15 protein-coding genes and 1 tRNA gene are annotated in these 20,325 nt (G+C 64.2%); 9 read left to right on the forward strand and 7 right to left on the reverse strand.

From position 1 onward, the window contains the following. A partial coding sequence (locus tag VK533_RS02835; RefSeq protein WP_324374827.1) for a molybdopterin cofactor-binding domain-containing protein occupies positions 1 to 836 on the reverse strand: 836 nt, incomplete at its 3' end. Beyond that, entirely contained in the window at positions 833 to 1,303 is a 471-nt protein-coding gene (locus VK533_RS02840) for a (2Fe-2S)-binding protein (RefSeq protein ID WP_324374828.1), read from the reverse strand. The genes VK533_RS02840 and VK533_RS02835, both read right to left, overlap by 4 nt. A gap of 375 nt (positions 1,304 to 1,678) precedes the next feature. Here VK533_RS02840 and VK533_RS02845 point away from each other — a divergent pair, with 375 nt between their 5' ends. After that, entirely contained in the window at positions 1,679 to 1,921 is a 243-nt protein-coding gene (locus VK533_RS02845) for a LysR family transcriptional regulator (RefSeq protein WP_324374830.1), read from the forward strand. A 312-nt stretch (positions 1,922 to 2,233) separates the two neighbouring features. Here the strand turns inward: VK533_RS02845 and VK533_RS02850 are convergent, their stop codons facing one another. Further along, positions 2,234 to 2,956: an SDR family oxidoreductase gene (locus tag VK533_RS02850; protein ID WP_324374832.1), complete on the reverse strand. Its 723-nt coding sequence runs from the start codon at positions 2,954 to 2,956 to the stop codon at positions 2,234 to 2,236. A gap of 107 nt (positions 2,957 to 3,063) precedes the next feature. Here VK533_RS02850 and VK533_RS02855 point away from each other — a divergent pair, with 107 nt between their 5' ends. Further along, on the forward strand, positions 3,064 to 3,978 hold the full coding sequence (locus VK533_RS02855; protein ID WP_324374834.1) for a LysR family transcriptional regulator: 915 nt from the start codon (positions 3,064 to 3,066) through the stop codon (positions 3,976 to 3,978). 159 nt (positions 3,979 to 4,137) lie between these two features. On the opposite strand, the gene VK533_RS02860 is transcribed toward VK533_RS02855, so the two are convergent. From VK533_RS02860 to dapB, 3 genes are all read right to left on the reverse strand, one after another. Continuing rightward, positions 4,138 to 4,214, reverse strand: a tRNA-Arg gene (locus tag VK533_RS02860). Between the two features lie 415 nt (positions 4,215 to 4,629). Further along, on the reverse strand, positions 4,630 to 5,274 hold the full coding sequence (gene nth, locus VK533_RS02865) for an endonuclease III (RefSeq protein ID WP_324374835.1): 645 nt from the start codon (positions 5,272 to 5,274) through the stop codon (positions 4,630 to 4,632). Between the two features lie 7 nt (positions 5,275 to 5,281). Then, a complete protein-coding gene (gene dapB / locus VK533_RS02870; protein ID WP_324374837.1) occupies positions 5,282 to 6,040 on the reverse strand; it encodes a 4-hydroxy-tetrahydrodipicolinate reductase in 759 nt (252 codons plus the stop codon). Between the two features lie 135 nt (positions 6,041 to 6,175). Here dapB and VK533_RS02875 point away from each other — a divergent pair, with 135 nt between their 5' ends. The 4 genes from VK533_RS02875 to VK533_RS02890 all read left to right on the forward strand — a co-directional run bounded on the left by VK533_RS02875 (position 6,176) and on the right by VK533_RS02890 (position 10,490). Beyond that, positions 6,176 to 8,221 (forward strand): amidohydrolase family protein, encoded by a 2,046-nt coding sequence (locus tag VK533_RS02875; protein ID WP_324374839.1) that lies wholly within the window; start codon positions 6,176 to 6,178, stop codon positions 8,219 to 8,221. A 62-nt stretch (positions 8,222 to 8,283) separates the two neighbouring features. Continuing rightward, positions 8,284 to 9,432 carry an acyltransferase family protein gene (locus VK533_RS02880; protein WP_324374841.1) on the forward strand — a complete coding sequence of 383 codons (1,149 nt, stop codon included), beginning with the start codon at positions 8,284 to 8,286 and terminating at the stop codon, positions 9,430 to 9,432. Position 9,433: 1 nt separating this feature from the next. Then, a complete protein-coding gene (locus VK533_RS02885; protein ID WP_324374843.1) occupies positions 9,434 to 9,616 on the forward strand; it encodes a hypothetical protein in 183 nt (60 codons plus the stop codon). A 142-nt stretch (positions 9,617 to 9,758) separates the two neighbouring features. Beyond that, positions 9,759 to 10,490: an NAD-dependent deacylase gene (locus VK533_RS02890; RefSeq protein WP_324374851.1), complete on the forward strand. Its 732-nt coding sequence runs from the start codon at positions 9,759 to 9,761 to the stop codon at positions 10,488 to 10,490. A 312-nt stretch (positions 10,491 to 10,802) separates the two neighbouring features. Here the strand turns inward: VK533_RS02890 and alr are convergent, their stop codons facing one another. Then, positions 10,803 to 11,840, reverse strand: coding sequence for an alanine racemase (gene alr / locus VK533_RS02895; RefSeq protein WP_324374845.1), 1,038 nt, complete (start codon positions 11,838 to 11,840; stop codon positions 10,803 to 10,805). A gap of 624 nt (positions 11,841 to 12,464) precedes the next feature. Between alr and miaB the strand changes: the two genes are divergently transcribed. The 3 genes from miaB to VK533_RS02910 all read left to right on the forward strand — a co-directional run. Next, on the forward strand, positions 12,465 to 13,796 hold the full coding sequence (gene miaB, locus VK533_RS02900) for a tRNA (N6-isopentenyl adenosine(37)-C2)-methylthiotransferase MiaB (RefSeq protein ID WP_324374847.1): 1,332 nt from the start codon (positions 12,465 to 12,467) through the stop codon (positions 13,794 to 13,796). Positions 13,797 to 14,137: 341 nt separating this feature from the next. Continuing rightward, positions 14,138 to 18,523, forward strand: a complete 4,386-nt coding sequence (locus VK533_RS02905) for a hypothetical protein (RefSeq protein WP_324374849.1) — start codon at positions 14,138 to 14,140, stop codon at positions 18,521 to 18,523. A gap of 128 nt (positions 18,524 to 18,651) precedes the next feature. Then, positions 18,652 to 20,325: DUF4238 domain-containing protein (locus VK533_RS02910; RefSeq protein WP_324374850.1), on the forward strand; the 1,674-nt coding region annotated here is incomplete at its 3' end.

The following is a 20,325-nucleotide window of genomic DNA, read 5'->3' on the forward strand; positions in this document are numbered from 1 at the left end:
ACTGCCGGAATGGCCTTTAGGGAGCTCACTTCAATAGATACCGGTTCCGCACCAACGATCGGCGGGCGAATAACTCGTGCGTGCAGCATGTTGGGCAGTCGAATGTCAGTGACATACGCATGCCGACCGTAGACATTGTCACCAATGTCGGTGCGCGGAACCGATTTTCCGACGAGCTTATACTCGGAACGTGATTTTGGTTGTGCTACTCCCCTGGACACAAGCAAATTGCCGACTTGTCCATTCCACTCGAGCTTGGACTCGAAGAAGCCACTTCCGATGAGATCTTTGTATGCGACGCGTTGACCCGGTTCAGCCTTCACACAGACAGAGCCACTTTCCGTCGTTAGTGCGCTGGCCGGTGTCTTCAGTATCGATGACGCGCGGTTGATCAGAATTCTGCGAACCTCTGCGGCAGCGAAGCGTAGGGGGACCGCTCCCTTCTCGACTCCGAAGCTCCCCGATGCCCCGCCTTGGTCGACCGTCTGCGAAGTATCACCTTGTATGACACTTACCTGGTCGACAGAAATATCCAGCTCTTCCGCAACGATCTGGCTAATTGCGACATCCAGACCTTGGCCAGGATCGATCTTACCGAAGAACGCGACGAAACTCCCATCCTTCCGCAACGCAAGGAAGCTATCCAATTGCTCGGGCGTGAGCGGAGGACGAACTGTTCCCGCGACATTCGATTCAGCGGATGCCTCGCTGAGAGGAAGAAGCGCGTTGACGGAGAATCCGACCAAAACCGCGGCGCCACCTTGTAAAATGGACCGACGAGTCGCAACAGCGGGCTCGTCGAGGGCGAACTCATGGAGACGCGTTGAAGTAGTCACTTGAGAGCTCCTGTGACGGTGGCAACAGCACGAACGATCGACTGGTGAGTTCCGCACCGACATTTCAGGCCGCTAAGCGCTTCCTTTATATCGGCTATGCTCGCCGTGGGGTTGTCTCGTACAAGTGCCGCGGCGGTCATGATCCATCCGTTGATGCAATATCCGCACTGGGTTGCCTGCATCTTCACGAAGGCAAGTTGAAGCGCATGGGGATGGTCTGGTGTGCCTAGGCCTGCCATGGTCGTGATGTTGCGTCCCTCGACGCTACTGAGTGGCGTTACGCAACTCCTCGTGGGTTCGCCATCAACATGGACCGTGCAAGCTCCGCACTGCGCCAAGCCGCACCCAAATCGCGGATTGTTAAGACCAAGCTGATCGCGCAGCGCATAGAGTAGGGGCATGTCGGGATCGTCAATCTCGAAGCGCCGTAAGCTTCCGTCGACGTTCAGTGTAGCGCTCGATGTCATCTTAGATCTCCGGTTTGCAAGGCGCGCATCGCGGGCCAAGAGGTCTGCAGGCGCACGGCTCTTCGACTATCGCGGCAGCCCTTGCGTGCGCACGTTCTCCCCAGCCACGGCGAGGCGTCTGGGTCTTCCCCGGGTCCTGCCGACATCAGCGGGGATGACGCTCATATCCATCCGACCCTCTGGAACGGCACAGGCGTCAGGCAAACGCCGTGCCCGCACCGGCTGGCAACACGACGAATTTGGTTGCCGAACCGGTCGGGCAATGGGCCCATTTCATTTGATCCCGTCACCATAGCGGACTTTGACCGTCGCGATAATTGAGATAAAATGCGATGTCGTATCCAGAGGATCGTGACAATGCACAAGAGTGGGCTGGTGGAACTCGAGGCCGAGGTCGCCATCGCCAAGCACGGAAGCTTCCGTGCAGCGGCCATCGATCTGGATGTTGCCGCCGACAGCGATTGGCAACGTCATATCGAGTATCGAGACCGCCTTGGCGTTTGCCTCTTCAACCGCACGACCCGCAACGTCGCTCTCACCAGTGCTGGCCGCGAATACGTCGAGGCAATCGCGCCGGCTCTGTCAGATATCGCCAGCCAGAGATGCCGATCATTGTAGCGTGATGGTGCGTAAGTATCCGGCGAGCAACGCGGGGCAGGACGGAACTTGCCCCGGCATTGCGGCATATCGAGATAGTACCGCCGACCGGCACGGATCACGCCGGGGATGCTCTCGCCAAAGACGAGCATTCCCCGGACACCGAGCCGGTGTCGGTCTTTTTAGCTGGATCACAGATTTGAGATAGTACGGGAAGCGTGGAGTCAGAGCCTGGCTAAGTTTTCCGACAATAGGTCCTCGCCGGCGAGATTGCCCACAGAGCTCTGAAAGCGAACCTATCTTATGGGAATCAAAGGGACCCAGGTGCCGTATCTATACGACGAGATTGAGCCCACCATCGACTGCAAGCATTGCACCGTAGATATATTTCGCCCGCTCCGACGCCAGAAAAGCCACAGCCTCCGCGACGTCTTCAGGCTCGCCGATATGACCGGCCGGAAGCATCGGATTCTCGTAGGGTCGATTCGAGAAATCCCGATAGCCCACTGCGGTTCCCACCAAGCCGGAACCCACCGCGTTCACCCGAATGTTGAAGGGCGCGAGATCCAACGCGGCGCACTGGGTGAGGTAATTGACCCCGCCTTTCGCAACCATGTAGGAGAATTTATCCTTCGAGCCCGACTGGGCGGATACCGTGATGTTCACCACCGAGCCGCCTCCGTTCATTTTCATGATCTCCGCAGCGAACTTGGTGCAGAGAAAGTAGCTCCTCAAATTCGTGTTGATGGTCTGCTCCCACGTGCCCAGATCGCATTCGAGGATCGACTCATTCTTGGTGTAGGCCACGTTGTTCACGAGGACATCAAGCCTTCCGAATTTCTCCCTTACGAAGGCGAAAAGCCACTCTATCGACTGAGCGTCGGCGAAGTCGGTTTCGAAGGAAGCTCCCTCGTGCGGTAGCGCCGCCGCAACCGCTTTGGCCTCCTCCCCGTGCCGGGAGGTGACGATCACGAGGAATCCTTGTCGCGCCAAGTGCTCCGCAATCGCCTTTCCCATGTTGCTCGTCGAACCCGTGACCAGAGCGACCTTTTCCATGCAAAATGCTCCCTTCGACCCATCTCATCGATCTCGTCACCATAACGGGCTTTGACCGTCACGATAATTGAGATAAACTGCGATATCGTATCAAGAGAATCGTGACAATGTACAAAAGTGGACTGATGGAACTTGAGGCCGTGGTCGCCATCGCCAGGCTCGGAAGCTTCCGTGCGGCGGCCATCGATCTGGATGTGTCGCCGACAGCGGTTGGCAACGCCGTCGCCAGTCTTGAGAACCGCCTTGGCGTTCGCCTCTTCAACCGCACGACCCGCAACGTCGCTCTCACCAGTGCTGGCCGCGAATACGTCGAGGCAATCGCACCAGCTCTTTCAGATATCCGCAACGCCGCCCAGGCGGTCGCCGATCACAGCCGCAAGCCGACAGGCACGCTACGGTTCAACTGCTCGATCGCTGGGGGACGCCGGCTATTGATGCCCTTCGTTATCGAGTATCTTCGTCGCTATAACCGGATGAAGGTCGAAATCGTAACCGAGGGGCGGCTGATCGACATCATCACGGAAGGGTTTGACGCCGGGGTGCGCCATGCTGATGCGATTCAGCAGGACATGATCGCGGTGCCGCTAGTTCCACATGCGCGGCATGTCGTGGTCGGGGCGCCAAGCTATTTCTCAGACAGGTCCCGGCCCGGCGCGCCGGCCGATCTAATGGATCATGAATGCATCCGCGTGCGCCATTCTAACGGCGCTCTCTATCGGTGGGAGTTTGAACGTCACGGCGAAGCGATGACGATCGATGTGCCAGGGTCCCTCACACTCGATGAGCCCGACATGATAGCGCAGGCGAGCAGAGCCGGTCTCGGCCTTGCCTATGTCGATGAGTTAATGGTTGCTGATGACATCGCGTCAGGCCGACTGGTCGTAGTTCTAAGCGAGTGGACGCCCTCGTATCCTGGATATTGCCTCTATTATCCAGGACGCCGCCACATGGCCGCGAGCCTGCGTGCCTTCGTCGATCTGGTCCAGGAGATTGCGTCTCGGAATCGCGCAATGACGCCTTGATGGACATCGGACCAATGGTCCAGTTCGATGATGAACTGACCGCCGACTTAGTCCGCACGCTCAAAGGTATGGATAGGCCAAGCAACGTCCTCAAAGGCGCAACCGTAAAGACGTGCCGCAATGTACGGCACAGCAAGCGCCAAGCTCTCATGAGAGAGATGGCGCGCCCGACACGATTCGAACGTGTGGCCTCCACCTTCGGAGGGTGGCGCTCTATCCAGCTGAGCTACGGGCGCATCTCTCATTGCCTAGTCCGACCAACCTCTACAGGTCAACGGATTCGGACACCTTCAATCGAGCCTCTCCTTTCAAACGTCAACGCGTTGCGCTGCTGCGCGCTGCATTCCGCCCTTGTTCGCTGCCATTCTCCCGAAATTGCTTACGCGGTGCTTACGCGAGAAATTTCTGAGATCGTGCTTCTTGGCGAGAGGCTTTCAACCTGCTGAAACTCGTTGCCTTTTTCCACTTCCTTCCAAACCAAATTCCCTTGACATCAGCCTTCGGAGGGCAGCGCTCTATCCAGCTGAGCTACGGGTGCCGGTGCGTGTGAGCGCCCCTAGCAAAGCGATTGCGCCCCGGCAATTCAGTCCTTGTTTGATGAAAGCCTGATTCACGTCGTGGCGGAAGCGTGACCGCTTCCACGCACGACGATCAGGCTTTTGGCGCGGGCGTCTTCGGTTGGTAGGCACACAGGTCGATCTCGATACAGCGCCAGCATTCGGGCCGCCTCGCCTTGCAGACATAGCGGCCGTGCAGGATCAGCCAGTGATGCGCGTGGCTCTTGAAGGTCTGCGGCGTGACCTTCTCCAACTTCTGCTCGACCACGACAACATTCTTGCCCGGCGCGAGGCCGGTGCGGTTGGAGACGCGGAAGATGTGCGTGTCGACCGCGATCGTGTCGTGCCCGAACGCCGTGTTGAGCACGACATTGGCGGTCTTGCGCCCTACCCCCGGCAGAGCCTCGAGCGCGGCGCGATCGTCCGGAACCTGCCCGCCATGCAAGGCGATCAGCTGCTCCGACAGCGCGATCACGTTCCTGGCCTTGGTATTGAACAGGCCGATCGTCTTGATGTGCTGCTTGAGGCCCGCCTCGCCGAGCGCGACCATCGCCTCGGGCGTCTGCACCGCCTCGAACAGCCGCCGGGTCGCCTTGTTGACCCCGACATCGGTCGCCTGCGCCGACAGCGCCACCGCGACCAGCAAAGTATAGGGATTCACATATTCGAGCTCGGTCTCGGGCGAGGGATCGAGCTCGGCGAGGCGGCGATAGAATTCGAAGACGTCGGCGCGCTTCATGCCGATCTTACAGCCCGAGCACGTCCGCCATCGTGTACCGCCCGGCGGGCTTGCCCGCGAGCCACAAGGCCGCCTTGACCGCGCCGGTCGCGAAGATGCCGCGATTTTCGGCGCGATGGCCGAGTTCGATCCGCTCGCCCTCGGTCGCGAAGATCACCTGATGGTCGCCCGCGACCGATCCGCCGCGCAGGCTCGCATAATAGATGCCGCCTTCCTCGCGTTCGTGCGGGCCTTCCTGCATGCGGTCGAAGCGGTTCTGCTCGATCGGCGTCGCGCTGCCGCGCCCGATATTGGCCGATGCGCCGAGCAGCAGCGCCGAGCCCGACGGGCTGTCGAGCTTATGGCGATGGTGCATCTCGACGATCTCGATATCCCAGTCGGTGCCGAGCGCGCGCGCCGCCTGCTCGACCAGTTTGCGCAGCATGTTCAGCCCAAGCGAAGTGTTGGCGGTCTGCAGCACCGCGAAATCGCGTGCCGCCGCATCGATCAGTTCGTGATCCTCCGGCGAAAGGCCGGTCGTGCCGATCACGATCGGCGTGCCCGCTGCCTTCGCCGCCGCCAGGCTCTGCGGCAGCGCATCCGGCGTCGAGAAATCGACCAGCACGTCGGATGCCTGCGCCAGTGCAGCCGCGTCCGGATAATCGCCGTGCACTGCGCCTTCGCGGTCGATGCCGCCCGAAACGACCGCGCTCTGCGTCGCCGCCGCATTGGCGATCGCGCGGCCCATGCGGCCGGACGCACCGATGATCCCGATCCTCACGCTCATCCGCGCCGTCTGGCACAAGCCTCCGCGCTTGGCGAGAGGCGGACGTTCATGCGCTCGGTGAAGCCGTTCACGCAGCCATCGTTGCGTCCCCGCCACCGGGCCGATAGCCTCCCCATAGGGAATAAGGGGGATCACATGCGGACGATGATCGGAACGGCTTTGGTGCTGGTGCTCGCAGCCAAGGCGGCGGCTTTGGTGCCTGCGGATCAACTGGCCAGGCCGCCCGCCGACGCGACCCAGTTCACGATGATCTCGACCGCGGGCCAGCATGGCGCGATCAGCGAATGGACCGCGCCCGATGGCACGTTGATGGCGCGGCTCCATCTGGTGCTGCGCGGCCAGGTTTGGGACGAGGACGAGGCGATCAAGCTCGGCAGCGACGGCACGATCTCCGGCTACGAACTGCGGGGATCGAGCCCGAACGGCGACGTCGCCGAGACGTTCGCGATCGCCAATGGCACCGCCAGCTGGAAATCGCAGACCGATCATGGATCGGCGCCTTATGCGGCCCCGGCTTATTACCTGCCCGCCGGCATCTCAATCCGCGCGGGCGACCTGCCAGTCGAAAAGCTCGTCGCCAACCCGGACGGCGAGGTCGCCCTCCTGCCCGGCGGCAAGGCGCGCATCCAGAAACTGACGACGCTCGATGTCGGCCAGGGCGCGGCCCGGCAGACCGTCACCGCCTGGGCGATCACCGGCATCGGCGGCACGCCCGCGCCCACCTGGACCGACGCCAAGGGCAAGATTTTCGCCACCGTCGGCGCAATCTCGATCGTCCGCGCGGGCTATGAGGCGGACGAGCCCGCGATGCAGCAGGCGCAGGACGAAGCGATGGCGAAGCAGTCGCCGATTCTGGCGCACAGCCTGGCGACCGTGCCCGACGTGCCGGTCGTGTTCCAGGACGTGCAGGCCTTCGTGTTCGGCAACCGCTATCAGAAGCATGTCACGGTGGTGATCGATCACGGCAAGATCCAGGGCATCGGTCCGGCGTCCGGCATGAAGGCGCCCGCCAATGCGATCGTGATCGACGGCAAGGGCAAGACCCTGGTCCCCGGCCTGTGGGACAGCCACATGCATGTCGGCGACGATTATACCGGCCCGTCCGAACTTTCGATCGGCGTCACCTCGGTGCGCGATCCCGGCAATGACGATCAGCTCACCATCGCGCGGCGTAAGCGCCGCGCTGCCGGCGATCTGCTCAGCCCGCACGTTTATGCCTCGTCGCTGATCGACGGAAAGGGCCCCAACACCGCGCAGGTCGCCAATGTCGTGACGAGCGAGGCCGAGGCGGTGAAGGCGGTCGACGACGCCAAGGCCAAGGGTCAGACCGGCGTCAAATTCTACGGCACGTTCAATCCCGCCTGGGTCGCGCCGGCGGCAGCCGAGGCGCATAAGCTTGGCCTCCACGTCCACGGCCATCTTCCCGCCGGTATGAAGCCGAGCCAGGCGATCGCCGCCGGCTATGACGAGCTTACCCACATCTATTTCGTGTCGATGGAAGCCATGCCGGACGATGTCGTCCAGCATTCGAACGGGATGCAGCGTTTCTCCGGCACCGGCAAATATATGAAGGACGTCAATCTCGACGCCGAGCCGATGAAGTCGCTGATCGCGACGATGGCGAAGAAGCATATCTATTCCGACCCGACCCTGGTCGTGGTCGAAAGCCTTTTCGTGCCCGAAAATGGCGATCTGTCGCCGGCCTACGCGCCGTATGTCGGCACGCTGCCGCCCGCGGTCGAGCGCGGCTTCCGCCAGGGCGGCTTCGCCCCGCCGCCGGGCGTGACCCGCACCGATTATCGCGCGAGCTTCAAGAAGGAGGAGGAACTGGTCGGCCGCATGCACAAGGCGGGCGTGCCGATCGTCGCCGGCACCGACGGCTCGGGGCTCGAGCTGGTGCGCGAGCTCGAACTCTACGTCGAATCCGGCTTCAGCAATGTCGATGCGCTGCGCGCCGCGACGATCGTGCCCGCGACCCTGGTCGGCGCCGACGGCCATACCGGCCGGATCGCGGTCGGCTGGGATGCCGATGTCGTGCTGGTCGATGGCGATCCGTCCAAGAAGATCGGCGATCTGCGCCACACCAAGATCGTGATGATGGACGGCAAATTGATGGACGCGGACAAGCTCCGCGCCGCCGTCGGCGTCAGCGCGATCCCGGCGTACGAGCGGGGCGAATAAGCGGGTCGTTGCGTCGCCGCCACAGGACAGATAGCCTCCCCGCAAAATAGGGGAGGCAGATTTTGACCCAGCGGCTCATCTCGCTCGACGCGCTGCGCGGCCTTGCCGTCGCGGGCATGATCCTCGCCAACAGTCCCGGCGCGTGGAGCCTGCGCTACAGCCAGCTCGATCATGCGGCGTGGAACGGCTTCACCGCGACCGACATGGTCTTTCCGACCTTCCTTTTCTCGGTCGGCGCCGCCGTCGCTTTGTCCTTCCCGCGGCCGCTGTCGGACGCCGACAAGGCGCGCAGCTGGGCGCGGCTGTGCCGGCGGACGCTCGCTTTGATCGCGCTCGGCCTGTTCCTCAATTTCCTCGCCCATCTCAGCCTGTCGACCTTGCGCATCCCCGGCATCCTGCAGCGGATCGGGCTTTGCTATGCGCTCGGCACCGGCTTCGTCCTGCTCACCGCAAAGCGGCGGTCGGAGGGGTTGGCGGCGGTCAACCAAAAAGCGGTCGGCGCCGCGATCCTGACCCTGCTGATCGGCTATTGGCTGTTGCTGACCTTCGTACCGGTGCCGGGCTACGGCGCGGGCCACCTCGATCCGGCGGGCAACCTGACCGCCTATGTCGATCGCACCGTGTGGACCGTCCCGCATCTGTGGCCCTACGGCACCGATGCAACGGGCGCGGTCGTCTACGATCCGGAGGGCCTGCTCTCGACCCTGCCCGCGACCGCCAACTTGCTGTTCGGTATCCTCGCCGGCTGCGCGTGGAAGCGGGCACCGGGGCGGCGTACCGCCCTACTGATCGGCGGCGCGGGCGTGGTGCTGATCCTTGCCGGGCTGCTGATCGATCCGGTCTTCCCGATCAACAAGCGCATCTGGACGAGCAGCTTCGCGCTGCTGAGCAGCGGCATCAGCGCGGTGTTGCTGTCCCTGCTGACCGTCGCGCTGGAAAGCGCCGCCGCCCGCACGGTCGCGACCCCGCTGCGCGTGCTCGGCGGCAATGCGACCTTGGCGTTCGTACTGTCGATCCTGCTCGGCATCTTCAGCAGCTACAGCATCTTCAAGCATGGCACGCAGACGCCGCAGGCGTGGGGGATGGAACTCGCCCAGAAGATCATCGCCGCGCCGATGCTCGCCTCGCTCGCCTGCGCGATCGCGATCCTGGTGTTCATCACGGCGTTGATCTGGCCGCTCCACAAGCGCGCGATCCATTGGCGGCTGTGAGATGCGCACGCGGCTGAGCGTCTGCACACGCAAGGCGCGCTACCCGTCGGAGGCGGATGCGCTTGCGGTCGCCCAGCGCGCGGACTTCCCGCTCAGGCCCTATCGCTGCGACCGATGCCGGCAATTCCATTTGACCAGCCGGACCAAGGGCAAGCGCACCCCGCGCGTCACGCCGGACCGGTAACTGGAAATCTAGATCGTCACCCCGGACTTGTTCCGGGGTCCACTCCGAGGCTTGTCCGCAATCTCCTGGTGGATGCCGGAACAAGTCCGGCATGACGAATTGCGACATGGCGGCGATTGGTGCGCATCGTTATCCTGCACCGGTGACCCGCATCCGCAACATCGTCATTCTCACCGGCGCGGGTATTTCCGCGGAAAGCGGGCTCGCCACCTTCCGCGGCCCCGATGGCCTGTGGGAGGGCCACCGCGTCGAGGATGTGTGTACGCCCGAGGCGCTGGCGCGCGATCCGGCGCTGGTGCTGAATTTCTACGATACGCGCCGCCGCGCGCTGGCGGATGTCCGGCCCAATCCGGCGCATGAAGCGCTGGCGCGGCTCGATGCGGCATGGCCGGGCGAATTGCTGATCGTCACGCAGAATGTCGACGATCTGCACGAGCGCGCGGGCGCCAAACGGCTGATCCACATGCACGGCGAATTGCTGTCGGCGTTGTGCGTGCGCTGCGGTGCGCGGTCGCACTTCGAAGGCGCCATGATCGACGGACCCGCCTGCCCCGCTTGTGGTCAGCGCGGCGGGCTGCGCCCCGACATCGTCTTCTTCGGCGAGATTCCGTACCAGATGGAGGCGATTGAGGCGGCCTTGCGCGAGGCCGATCTGTTCGTGTCGATCGGCACGTCGGGCACGGTCTATCCCGCCGCGGGCTTCGTCCAGCTCGCCCGCGCGGTCGGCGCGGACACGCTCGAGCTCAATCTTGAGCCCTCCGCCGGAACGGCAGACGGAAATGCGGGCGGCGGATACGGATTCGCGGCAAGCGAATTCGGGGCAGCCAGCGTCTTAGTCCCCGCCTGGGCTGATCGTCTTCTGGCAGATCGTTGACCTCCAGCGCGAGCGCCAGCGCTTCCTCTTCCATTTCGAGGCGATCGATCTTCCATCGGCCAGAATCGGTCCGCTTCATCGCTATGTTGCAATAACGGCAGCGGCTGACCCATGCAGACCCTTCGCGGCGCGCACGGCCGCGCGAGCGCTTATGCAGGCCCACTTTACACCAAAGATTGAACATTAAATCCCCATCCCGTTTTACAATTTGGCCAAGATTGCACGGCGGTCAATATGGCCAAACGGTCAGGTAGTCCCGTTTCGGTGCTTTTGAGACGTTCCTATAAGATTTTGATAAGCTTTGAGATCAGGCTAAATCCAGCGCCGTTCGAAACGATTATTAAGGCCGGTGAGCAGTTCATATTGCGACAGGCCCGATCGCGCCGACAAAGTCTGCAGATCGAAGTCGAGCCCGAGCCAATCACCTTCGCCGACCGCGACATTGGTCACGTCGACCGCGATCAGATCCATCGAGATCCGGCCGACCACCGGCACGCGGCGATCCCCCGCCATCGCATAGGCGCCCGGCGCGAACAGCCGCATATAGCCATCGGCATAGCCAAGGTTGAGGATCGCGATGCGCGCGTCGTCCGGCGCCTGCCAGGTCGCGCCATAGCCGACATAGGCGCCTGCCCCGACGCTGCGGACCTGCAATATCTGCGCCTCGATCGCCGCCACCGCGCGGATGCCGGTCGCCGCGGGCACGGGCACGCCGCCATAGAGTGCGATCCCAGGCCGCGTCAGATCGAAGGCATAGTCCTGCCCCAGCAATATGCCCGCCGAATTGGCGAGGCTGTAGCGCCGCGCGGCGACCGCATCGCATAGCGCGCGGAAGGCGTCGCGCTGGCGTGCGTTGAGCGGGTGATCGGGCTCGTCGGCACAGGCGAGATGGCTCATCAGCGTATCGACCTCGAGCCCGTCGAGCGCGCCGCCCATCGCCTGTTCGATCGTGAGACCGAGCCGGTTCATGCCGGTATCGACCATCACGTCGCACACGCCCCCACCGGCATCCCGCCAGCGCGCGACCTGTTCGACGCTGTTGAGGACAGGGCGCGCGGCCGATGCGAGCGAGTCCACCATATCCTCGGACCGCACACCGTGGAGCACCGCCAGTCGCGCGCCCTCTGGCAAGGCGCCCAGCGCGGCCGCCTCCGCCCAGGTCGCGGTGAAGAAGTCGCGGCAGCCCGCCGCCGCCAGCCGCGCCACCACCTCGCGCGCGCCCAGCCCATAGCCATCCGCCTTGACCGCGGCGCCGCATTCGGCGGCGGCATTGCGCCCCGCAAGCCAGCGCCAGTTGGCAACCAGCGTATCATTGTCTAGATGAAGGCGAAGGGGAGCAGGTCCGAGCATCGGCCCCGCTTAGAGCCTGATCTTCATTGGTGGAAGCGCTGCGCGCTTCCGCTGATGACGTGACTGAGGCTCTATTTAATCCAGGTCCAGGCGATACTGCGCTGCGGCGTCATCCACCCACAATTTGCTGCGCTTGCGAGCAAGATTGTTGCTATTTTGCCATGGCGCCGACTTATTTTCGAAAAGCCTCTGCCCCGATCTTGCCGCATTCGGATAGCCGACCTAGGACGCGACACCGGTTCGATACGGCAACGAACACGGTCGGCGGGATAATCAAATATAATCCGTACGTAGGAGAGGATGCCGTCACTTACAGGGTGGCGGGAAGCGGTCTGGCCCAACGGTCGGACCGCTTCCTTGTTTCAGGGGTACGCCTATCCGCCCCCTCCGTCAGGCTGCGCCTGACACCTCCCCCTGGCGGGGGAGGATAAGCCCCCACAAATCCTCCCCCGCCAGGGGGAGGTGGCGCCGCAAGGCGACGGAGGGGGAGGACAAAGATGTCCCCAAGCCAACGCCCCCTACCCCGGCGACCCCACGCTGGATGACCCGTGCGCAAACGCACGCCGTCCCGCCATCGTGGAATGGGAGTACAAACCCCGAAGCGCATCCGCTAAAGGCGGCGCCATGTCCTCGCCCCGCCCCGCCCCCAAGAGCTTCCACGTCAAGTCGTTCGGCTGCCAGATGAACGTCTATGACGGCGCGCGCATGGCCGAATTGATGCAGGCCGAAGGCATGGTCGAAGCCGGCGCGGACGATGCCGACCTCGTATTGCTCAACACCTGCCACATCCGCGAGAAGGCCGCCGAGAAGGTCTATTCCGATATCGGCCGGCTGGCGAAGCGCGCGGGCGGCAAACCGATGATCGCGGTCGCCGGCTGCGTCGCGCAGGCCGAAGGCGCCGAAATCCCGAAGCGCGCCAAGGCGGTCGATCTGGTGGTCGGCCCGCAGGCCTATCATCGCCTGCCCGGCCTGATCGCGGACGCGGTCGCGGGTCGGCCTGCGGTCGATACCGATATGCCGGCCGCCTCCAAGTTCGACGCCTTGCCCGCCCGCCGTGGCGGTGCGCCCAGCGCCTTCCTCACCGTGCAGGAAGGCTGCGACAAATTCTGCACTTATTGCGTCGTGCCCTACACGCGCGGCGCCGAGGTCTCGCGGCCGTGGGCGGCGGTGATGGACGAAGCCAAAGCGCTCGTCGACGGCGGCACGCGCGAGATCACCCTGCTCGGCCAGAATGTGAATGCCTGGACAGCCGAGGACGAAACCGGCCGCGCGCAGGGCCTCGACGGCCTGATCCGCGCGCTCGATCGCCTGCCGGGCCTCGAACGCATCCGCTACATGACCAGCCACCCCAACGACATGGCCGACGGGCTCATTGCGGCGCATGGCGACGTCGCCAGCCTGATGCCGTTCCTTCATCTGCCCGTGCAATCGGGTAGCGACCGCATCCTGAAGGCGATGAACCGCGCGCACGACCTCGCCTCCTATCTGCGCCTGATCGATCGCGTCCGCGCGGTGCGGCCCGACATCGCCGTCTCGGGCGACTATATCGTCGGCTTCCCCGGCGAGACCGACGCCGAGTTCGAAGAGACGCTGGCGGCGATCCGCGAAGTCGGCCATGCCCAGGCCTACAGCTTCAAATACAGCCCCCGCCCCGGCACCCCCGCCGCGACCATGGACGATCAGATCGCGCCGCAGGTGATGGACGAACGCCTCCAGCGCCTCCAGGCTTTGATCGGCGACCAGCAGCTCGCCTTCAACCGCGCCACGATCGGCCGCACCTGCGACATCCTGATCGAGCGAAAGGGCAAGCAACCCGGCCAGATGCTCGGCAAATCGCCCTGGCTGCAATCGGTGCTGATCGACGGCGGCGAGATCGGCGATCTGGTCGAGGTGGAGATCGTCGCGGCCGGGCCGCAGAGCATGCACGGCGAGAGGCAGCGACGCGCGGCGGCTTGAATTCAAGGCTGATTATGGGCGCAGCGGTCGAACGAGCGAGGAATGACCGCTTTTGGCCGCAAGCGGTCCGCCCACTAGCAGGGCGGCAAGCCAAGAGCGGACATCCGATCGCTGACCCTGGAGTGCCTCCTCGCATGAAAGCGAGGACAGCTGTCTCTGCGGCTATAAGGTGAATTCAACGAAGGGTCCGATCCCGAAGTCCTGCGGCGCATTTCCGGCCTCGTACATGGGTCTTGGGTGCGCATCGGATCGGTACTCTAGGGCTACGCGATATCCTGTAAAACGACCGCAGATCCGCATGCCCAATCGACCGCAGACGCCGGTGGCGCTAAGCTGCGGGGATGACCAGGCAGGCTCTTCCGTCCGTGCCCGAGCCGGGACGCGCTTCGTCTTCCGGGCCAACCGGCGGCGGCGCAGCGCTTTACGGCCTGATCCACCAGTTGGTCGCATCCGTCGCGATGCTGGTGCGGGCGCAGTTCGGCGCGGACGGCGCGACCGTCGATCCGGATACGATCATCGCGGTACTCGAGCCGGCGTCCGGCGGCGACCTGCATCTTGCAGGGCGTCGGCGCCGGGTCCTGCAATTCAAACACCGCAAGCGCCCGCTTGCGATTGGCGACATCGTCAAAGATGTGCTTCCGGACCTGTTTCGTGCCCATTGCGACCAATCCGCCGACGCTTATGAGCTGCACACCACCAACGGCGTCAGCCGGCCCGGCCTGGCGCTGGTCGCGGATCTCAAAGACCATGCGCTCGCGCAGGCGGCGGTCTGCGTAGCGCAGGTGCTGGACGAGCAGGTCGCGGCCGCGCTCACCGCTCTACGGGCGGTCTTCGCAAAACGCGGCGGCGCGGCGGCGGATTTCGAGGCCAGTTTCGCTACGTTCGTCACCCGCGTCTCGATCGCGCCGGCGGTCGATGCCGATCACGCGCGGGGCGCCGCGCTCGCGTTCCTGCGCCATCGGGTCGCGCATGCCGAAACCGTCGAGGCCCGGCTCGATGAACTGGTGGGCTACCTCGCGCGACAGGCGGCGGCGAACAACGCCAGGATCACGGTCGACGATATCCTCCACCGGCTCGGGTTGCCGGGCACGGCGGCAGGGCACAGCAATGCCAACGGGGCGCGACTGGCCGCTTTCCTCGCAGCGGCGTTACGCGACCGGCCATTCAATCCGGACCATGACGTGCGTCCGGCAATCCAGATCGACCTCGACGCCCCTTTGAGCCTCGTCGTCGGCAAATCGGGCTGCGGCAAATCGTGGGCGCTCTATCGTCTCGCCGCCGAGATGGCTCGCGACGGCCGTCCGGCGGTTCTGGTCCGCGCTGCCGACCTCGGCGAATTCGAGCGCGCTCTGAAACGCGCCATCCGCACTGAGGCGCTGCAGTTGGAAGCTGAGATTGATGCCAGCCTGCTCGGCCAGGTTTGGCGGCGTATTCAGGCCAGTCCCAACGCAGTGATCACGATATTGTGGGAGGGGTGCCGCGATCCAGAGATTCTGGACGCCATCCGGGTCGGCGGTTTCGGGCCGGGCCTGCACATCGTCGCCGAATATCCGGTCGCACACGAGGAACGGCTGCGGGACTTCGGCCATGTCCCGATCCACGCCGTTGACGAATTTACGCCGTCGCAACTGTTTGCGGCGCTCCAGCGGCGCGGGCTGTCCGCCGGACATATCCCACAAATGATCCGGCGGATGCTGCGCCTTCCCGTCCTATGCGGAATCTACGCGACGCTCGCGCTCGAACAGCATGATTGGGATCCGCAAACCGAATATCGCGTGCTTGAAGATTTCTGGCTGCGCGCGCGCAAGCATGCCGGCAAGCTTGCCGGGACGCGGCTGGTCGGTATCGCCCGCAAGCTGATCGAACGGGGTCAGACCTCGCTCACCGACGACGACGTCCACGCCATCGGACTCGACGAACCGCAACTGGAGTCGTTGGTCGCCGCAGGCTGGCTGAGCGATGCGGGCGGGCGCTGGTCGTTTGCGCACGACCGATTGTTGACCTGGGCGCTCGCAGTGATGCACGCCTGCGACTTCGAGGCGGGTCAGCTTTCGGCGGACGCATTGGCCGCGCGTGTGATCCGTCTCGAAAAGAGCGATGATACGGACAAAAGTGGCCTGACGGGGCTCGGCTTCCTTCTGATGGATGTGGTCTGGCTGATCGCCAATGTTGCTGGTCGCGCGGCGGAAACCGCCACCTTCCTCCAGCATTTCGAATCCGAGGATCGTACCGGCGCGCGCACGCTCTATGGCGAGCTCCTTCCCACCGTCGGACCGCGCGCGCTTGCGCCGCTCGAGGAGCGCGCCCAGCGCATCGCCTCGATGGACGACCTCGTATGCGGCAATCTTGTCGCTGCGTTTCGCGGGTTACCGCTGACGCCCGTGGAACAGGCGGCCTTGTGCGACCGCCTGTGGACGGCGGCGCTGCCGGCTGGACGGTCGATCGCGATCTCGCTCGGCCGCTTGTGGCCGCTAACCGCGCATCGCGACGCGCTGTGGGCGGCCTATTGCGCGCTCGATGGCCAGAACACGACTAGAAGTGATCACGACCTGTTCGAACGAATGCGCCAGGCCATCAACCTGCTCGCGCGCAGTGATCCGGCCTGGCTGGCCGGGTTGATTGTGGATGCCGACGTTCCCGCCAGCCTGCGCCTGGCGGCCTATGTGCTCAAGGAGCTGGACCATGATGCAGGTGCGCCGATCTGGCGATCTGCGCGCGCCAAGCTCGTCCAGGCGCTCCTCGACGACACGATCGCGATGCAATGCGCCGGGCGGTTCGGCGACGCGGCCGACCTTGACTGGCTCGTGCCCTGCGTTGCGCAGCTCGGCTGGTGCGGCGCCTACGCCCTGACCGCGCTCGTCGATCTGGACCCGGAGCGCGCTCTGGCCGTGATTGCGACGCACCCGCCCCACGAGTCGCTTCCGTACAATCGTTATTGGCTGGATCGGCTGCTCGATCATGATTTTGCGCGCACCGCCGCTGTGTTGCGGGACTGGATGATCGCCCATGACTCGACCGGCGGCGCGCTCGCCCGGCTCTGGCAGCAGGCGGAGGATCGTGTCGATGCCACGACGATCGATTTCCTGCTCGACCGGCTGGATCATGCGGCGGCGGATGACCCGGACGCGGTCGGCCCGCTGGCGGTGCTGCTTGGCAGCCCCACGCTCGAATCCAGTCATGACGCACTGTTTCACGCGCGGCGCGATACGCCGCTCGCCGAGCGCCTCGCGCGCCGCGCCCGCGCGCATTTCGATGGCACCCACGACCCCGATCATGTCGCGGTACGGCGGATTGTCCGCCGGATCGGCGGCGCCGAATATGAGGCGCTGATCCTCCACGCGCTGTCACCCGATGCGCTCGATGCGGCGCATACCGGCATCGCCATGAGCATTGTCATGCCCTCGCCGGCAGTGGTTCTCCGCCTCGCGTGGCTCGTCGCAGACGGCATTCGGGGCGAGACCGACAAGGCCCTGCTGCTTCTCTGGCGGACGTTGCTCAATATCGACCCTGCGACTTGGCGCCCCCGTCTTCTTGCACTGCTCGACAGTGATCCGGAGCTGGATGTCCTGCTCGCGCTGCATCTGCTCCCCGAATATGCCGAGAAGGGGGACGCAACCTATGTTCATGCTGCCTTTGCACGGGCTGACCCCGCTGGCGCGGTCGCGGAGCGTGCGATGGTCGTCGCCTGCACGATCGGCGAGCCATCCGACGCGATGGTTGAACGCGCGGTCGCCCAGATCCGCGGCAAGCCGCTCAACTCCGCGAGCCTCGGCTGTCTCAATGTGCTGCTCAACGCCAAATCGGATGAGGCCCGCATCGTTCTGGATGTCTACCTTGCCCAGCTCGAAACCGCACGGTCCTGGGCATCGATCGATTCCGAGACTTTAGCATGCAGGCTGTGGCGGGACGACGCGCCCGCCAATCTGTGGCGGGCTGCCGACCGGATGCTGCCGCGGCGCGGCTTTTTCGGGGATCACTTCACCAGCCTGATTCTCGAGCGGGATGTTTCGCGCGGCATGGACGCGCTGCTCGAATCCGCCTTCGCACCGCCCGATATGTTCGTGCGCGCGCAGCCTGAAGCGATCGAACTGATCGCCTCGGTCGACAAGGCGCTCGCCACCCAGGCCTTCGTGCATTCCTGGAACGATTTCGAGAAGCGGCGAGAGCATCTCGCGCCCGCAGCGCACGGCCTCGAAGATGAAGCGCTCGAAACCATGATCGCCAGCCTGCATGAGGAATATCGGCCGGGCGGGCCGACTATCGCCTATCGTGAAATCTGTATCATATTGCGGCGCACGCGAGACCGGTCTTGGCCGCTGCTGCTTGCGCATTTCAGAGCTGGCACGCCCTTGGTGCGCGAAGCGCTGGCGCCGGCGCTCGGCTGGGTCGCGGAATCGTCCGATGTTTTGATCGGTCTCGCGGCCGCGGAATGCGATTTGCCGGTCTTGCGCGAACTCGATGAAGTCCGGCGTTCCTGGGCACGCGTTGAGACCGCGGTTACCCGGTTCCGCGCCGACCCCACCTTCGACGCGCTCGAACAGCTGATCGAGATCGCCGACCCCAAGCCGCTTTGCGCTTGGGCCGACCCGCTGCGGGTGATCGAGACTATCCAAGCGGATTCGCGCCTTACCGGCTATGCGGAAATTGCGCTGGCGCGGCGATCGAACGCGGTCGGGAATTCTAAGTTCGAGCGTGTCATCATCCGCCGCGAGGTGGACGAAGATTGACTGTGCGGCGCTCATTGCCGTTATGAGTCGGCCTGAGCGGGTGCGCACGTCACCGGCGAGCTTCAACACTGCTCCGCTCGGGCGCCCCGCCGTTGCCGCGATGCTTCGGACCGTGCACCATCGGCGGCATGTCAGAGACGAGGGATAACCACTTCGTACCGCAATGGTATCAGCGCGGCTTCTTCGAGCCGGGCCGGAGTACGCTCGCCTATCTCGATATGCAGCCGGAGATGCATATGCGGGGCGACGGTACTCCCGTGCTTGGTCGCAGTGTGTTTTCGTCGACGACGACGCAATGTTTCCGTCAATATGATCTCTACACGACCTTCTTCGGTTTCGCGATCAGCGACGAGATCGAGCGGCGGCTGTTCGGGGAGATCGACCGCAAGGGCACGCCGTCCGTGGCCGCGTTCGCGGCCGACGATGTCGAGGCGCGGATGCGTCATTTCGTGGACTTCTTCGAATATATGGACGCGCAGAAGCTGCGCACACCCAAGGGCCTCGCCTGGCTTCGCCGCCATTATCCCTTCCTCGACCAGAACCAGCTTATGTTCGAGATGCAGGGCGTGCGGCGCCTGCATTGCTCGTTATGGGCACAATGCGTGCGTGAGATCGTCTCGGCCGAGGATTCCGACGTCAAGTTCCTGATCAGCGACCATCCGGTCACGGTCTACAATCATGCCGTTCCGCCGGGCGATCCGGCCTGCGCCTATCCCAACGATCCATCGATCGCGTGGAAGGGATCCCAGACTCTCTATCCGCTCAACCGCGACTTTTGTCTGATCCTGACCAACCTCGAATATGCCAAGGATCCGGATCTCGCCGATCCACGTCGCAAGCGCACCAATGCCAAGAATTTCGGCGACGCGCTGGTGCGCACAGACATCATGATCCGGACCCGCAAGCTCGATGCGCGCGACGTCGTGCGGATCAATCATGTGCTCAAGGCACGGGCGACGCGGCATGTCGCCGCCGGTTCGCGCGACTGGCTATATCCCGAGCAGACGGTCGACACCGACTGGGCCTGCCTTCGCGAGACCTTGTTGCCGCCGAAGGACGAACTCTGGAACTGGGGTGGCGAGACCTATATCGGCTTCGCCGACGGCAGCACCGCCTACCAGGACGCCCATGGCCGGTCCGAGCCCGGCAGCGAGCGCCTGCTCAAGTCCGAGGCCGACCATCCGCGCACATCCAAGGATGCGTGCGGCTGCGGGTCGGGGAAGCGCTTCGGTCTCTGCTGCGCGACGCGGCCGGCGGAACTGCGCCCCTCCTGGTCCGAGCGCAGCATCCGCGAGCGCAACCTGGTCCTCATCGCCGCGGTCGCCGACATTACCGGCCTTGGCGCCGGCATGGACTGGACCGAGGCGCGGCGGGGGTTGACCAGCGACAAGATCGCGGAAATCTACACCGTCTTCCGCGCGCTATGGCCGCCAGAGACCGACATCTTCGCCTTGCTGCCCAAGCCCGATGGGCGGCTGCGAGGCTTGTTCACCGGTATGGTCGATCCGCGCATGCTCGTCGAATTCGCGGTCGGCGCGGCCGATTCTTTTGGCGAAGTCCTGATCCAGAACCCGTTCCCCTTTGCCGGGGGGATGAAGCCCGAATTCGACCCCACCAAGGTGCCGGGCGAGTATCGGTTCGAAGTCTTGAAGCACATATTGATGCTGCTCGAGCTCGCGCCCTTGATCGAGACGGGCGCGGTCAACTTCTTCCCCGACCCCTGCAATTTCGATCGCCATTTGCGGCAGCAGATGATGCAGATGGCGGAGGCTCGCGCCGGAGGCGATTTCGACGAGGCCGAC

This window comes from Sphingomonas sp., from assembly GCF_035317925.1.
Taxonomy (GTDB): domain Bacteria; phylum Pseudomonadota; class Alphaproteobacteria; order Sphingomonadales; family Sphingomonadaceae; genus Sphingomonas_I.

What these genes read in the sequence shown, in the direction of transcription:
- VK533_RS02840 (WP_324374828.1), bottom strand. Translation starts at nt 1,303, where the DNA reads ATGACATCGAGCGCTACACTGAACGTCGACGGAAGCTTACGGCGCTTC.
- VK533_RS02850 (WP_324374832.1), bottom strand. Translation starts at nt 2,956, where the DNA reads ATGGAAAAGGTCGCTCTGGTCACGGGTTCGACGAGCAACATGGGAAAG.
- VK533_RS02855 (WP_324374834.1), top strand. Translation starts at nt 3,064, where the DNA reads ATGTACAAAAGTGGACTGATGGAACTTGAGGCCGTGGTCGCCATCGCC.
- nth (WP_324374835.1), bottom strand. Translation starts at nt 5,274, where the DNA reads ATGAAGCGCGCCGACGTCTTCGAATTCTATCGCCGCCTCGCCGAGCTC.
- dapB (WP_324374837.1), bottom strand. Translation starts at nt 6,040, where the DNA reads ATGAGCGTGAGGATCGGGATCATCGGTGCGTCCGGCCGCATGGGCCGC.
- VK533_RS02875 (WP_324374839.1), top strand. Translation starts at nt 6,176, where the DNA reads ATGCGGACGATGATCGGAACGGCTTTGGTGCTGGTGCTCGCAGCCAAG.
- VK533_RS02885 (WP_324374843.1), top strand. Translation starts at nt 9,434, where the DNA reads ATGCGCACGCGGCTGAGCGTCTGCACACGCAAGGCGCGCTACCCGTCG.
- alr (WP_324374845.1), bottom strand. Translation starts at nt 11,840, where the DNA reads ATGCTCGGACCTGCTCCCCTTCGCCTTCATCTAGACAATGATACGCTG.
- miaB (WP_324374847.1), top strand. Translation starts at nt 12,465, where the DNA reads ATGTCCTCGCCCCGCCCCGCCCCCAAGAGCTTCCACGTCAAGTCGTTC.
- VK533_RS02905 (WP_324374849.1), top strand. Translation starts at nt 14,138, where the DNA reads ATGACCAGGCAGGCTCTTCCGTCCGTGCCCGAGCCGGGACGCGCTTCG.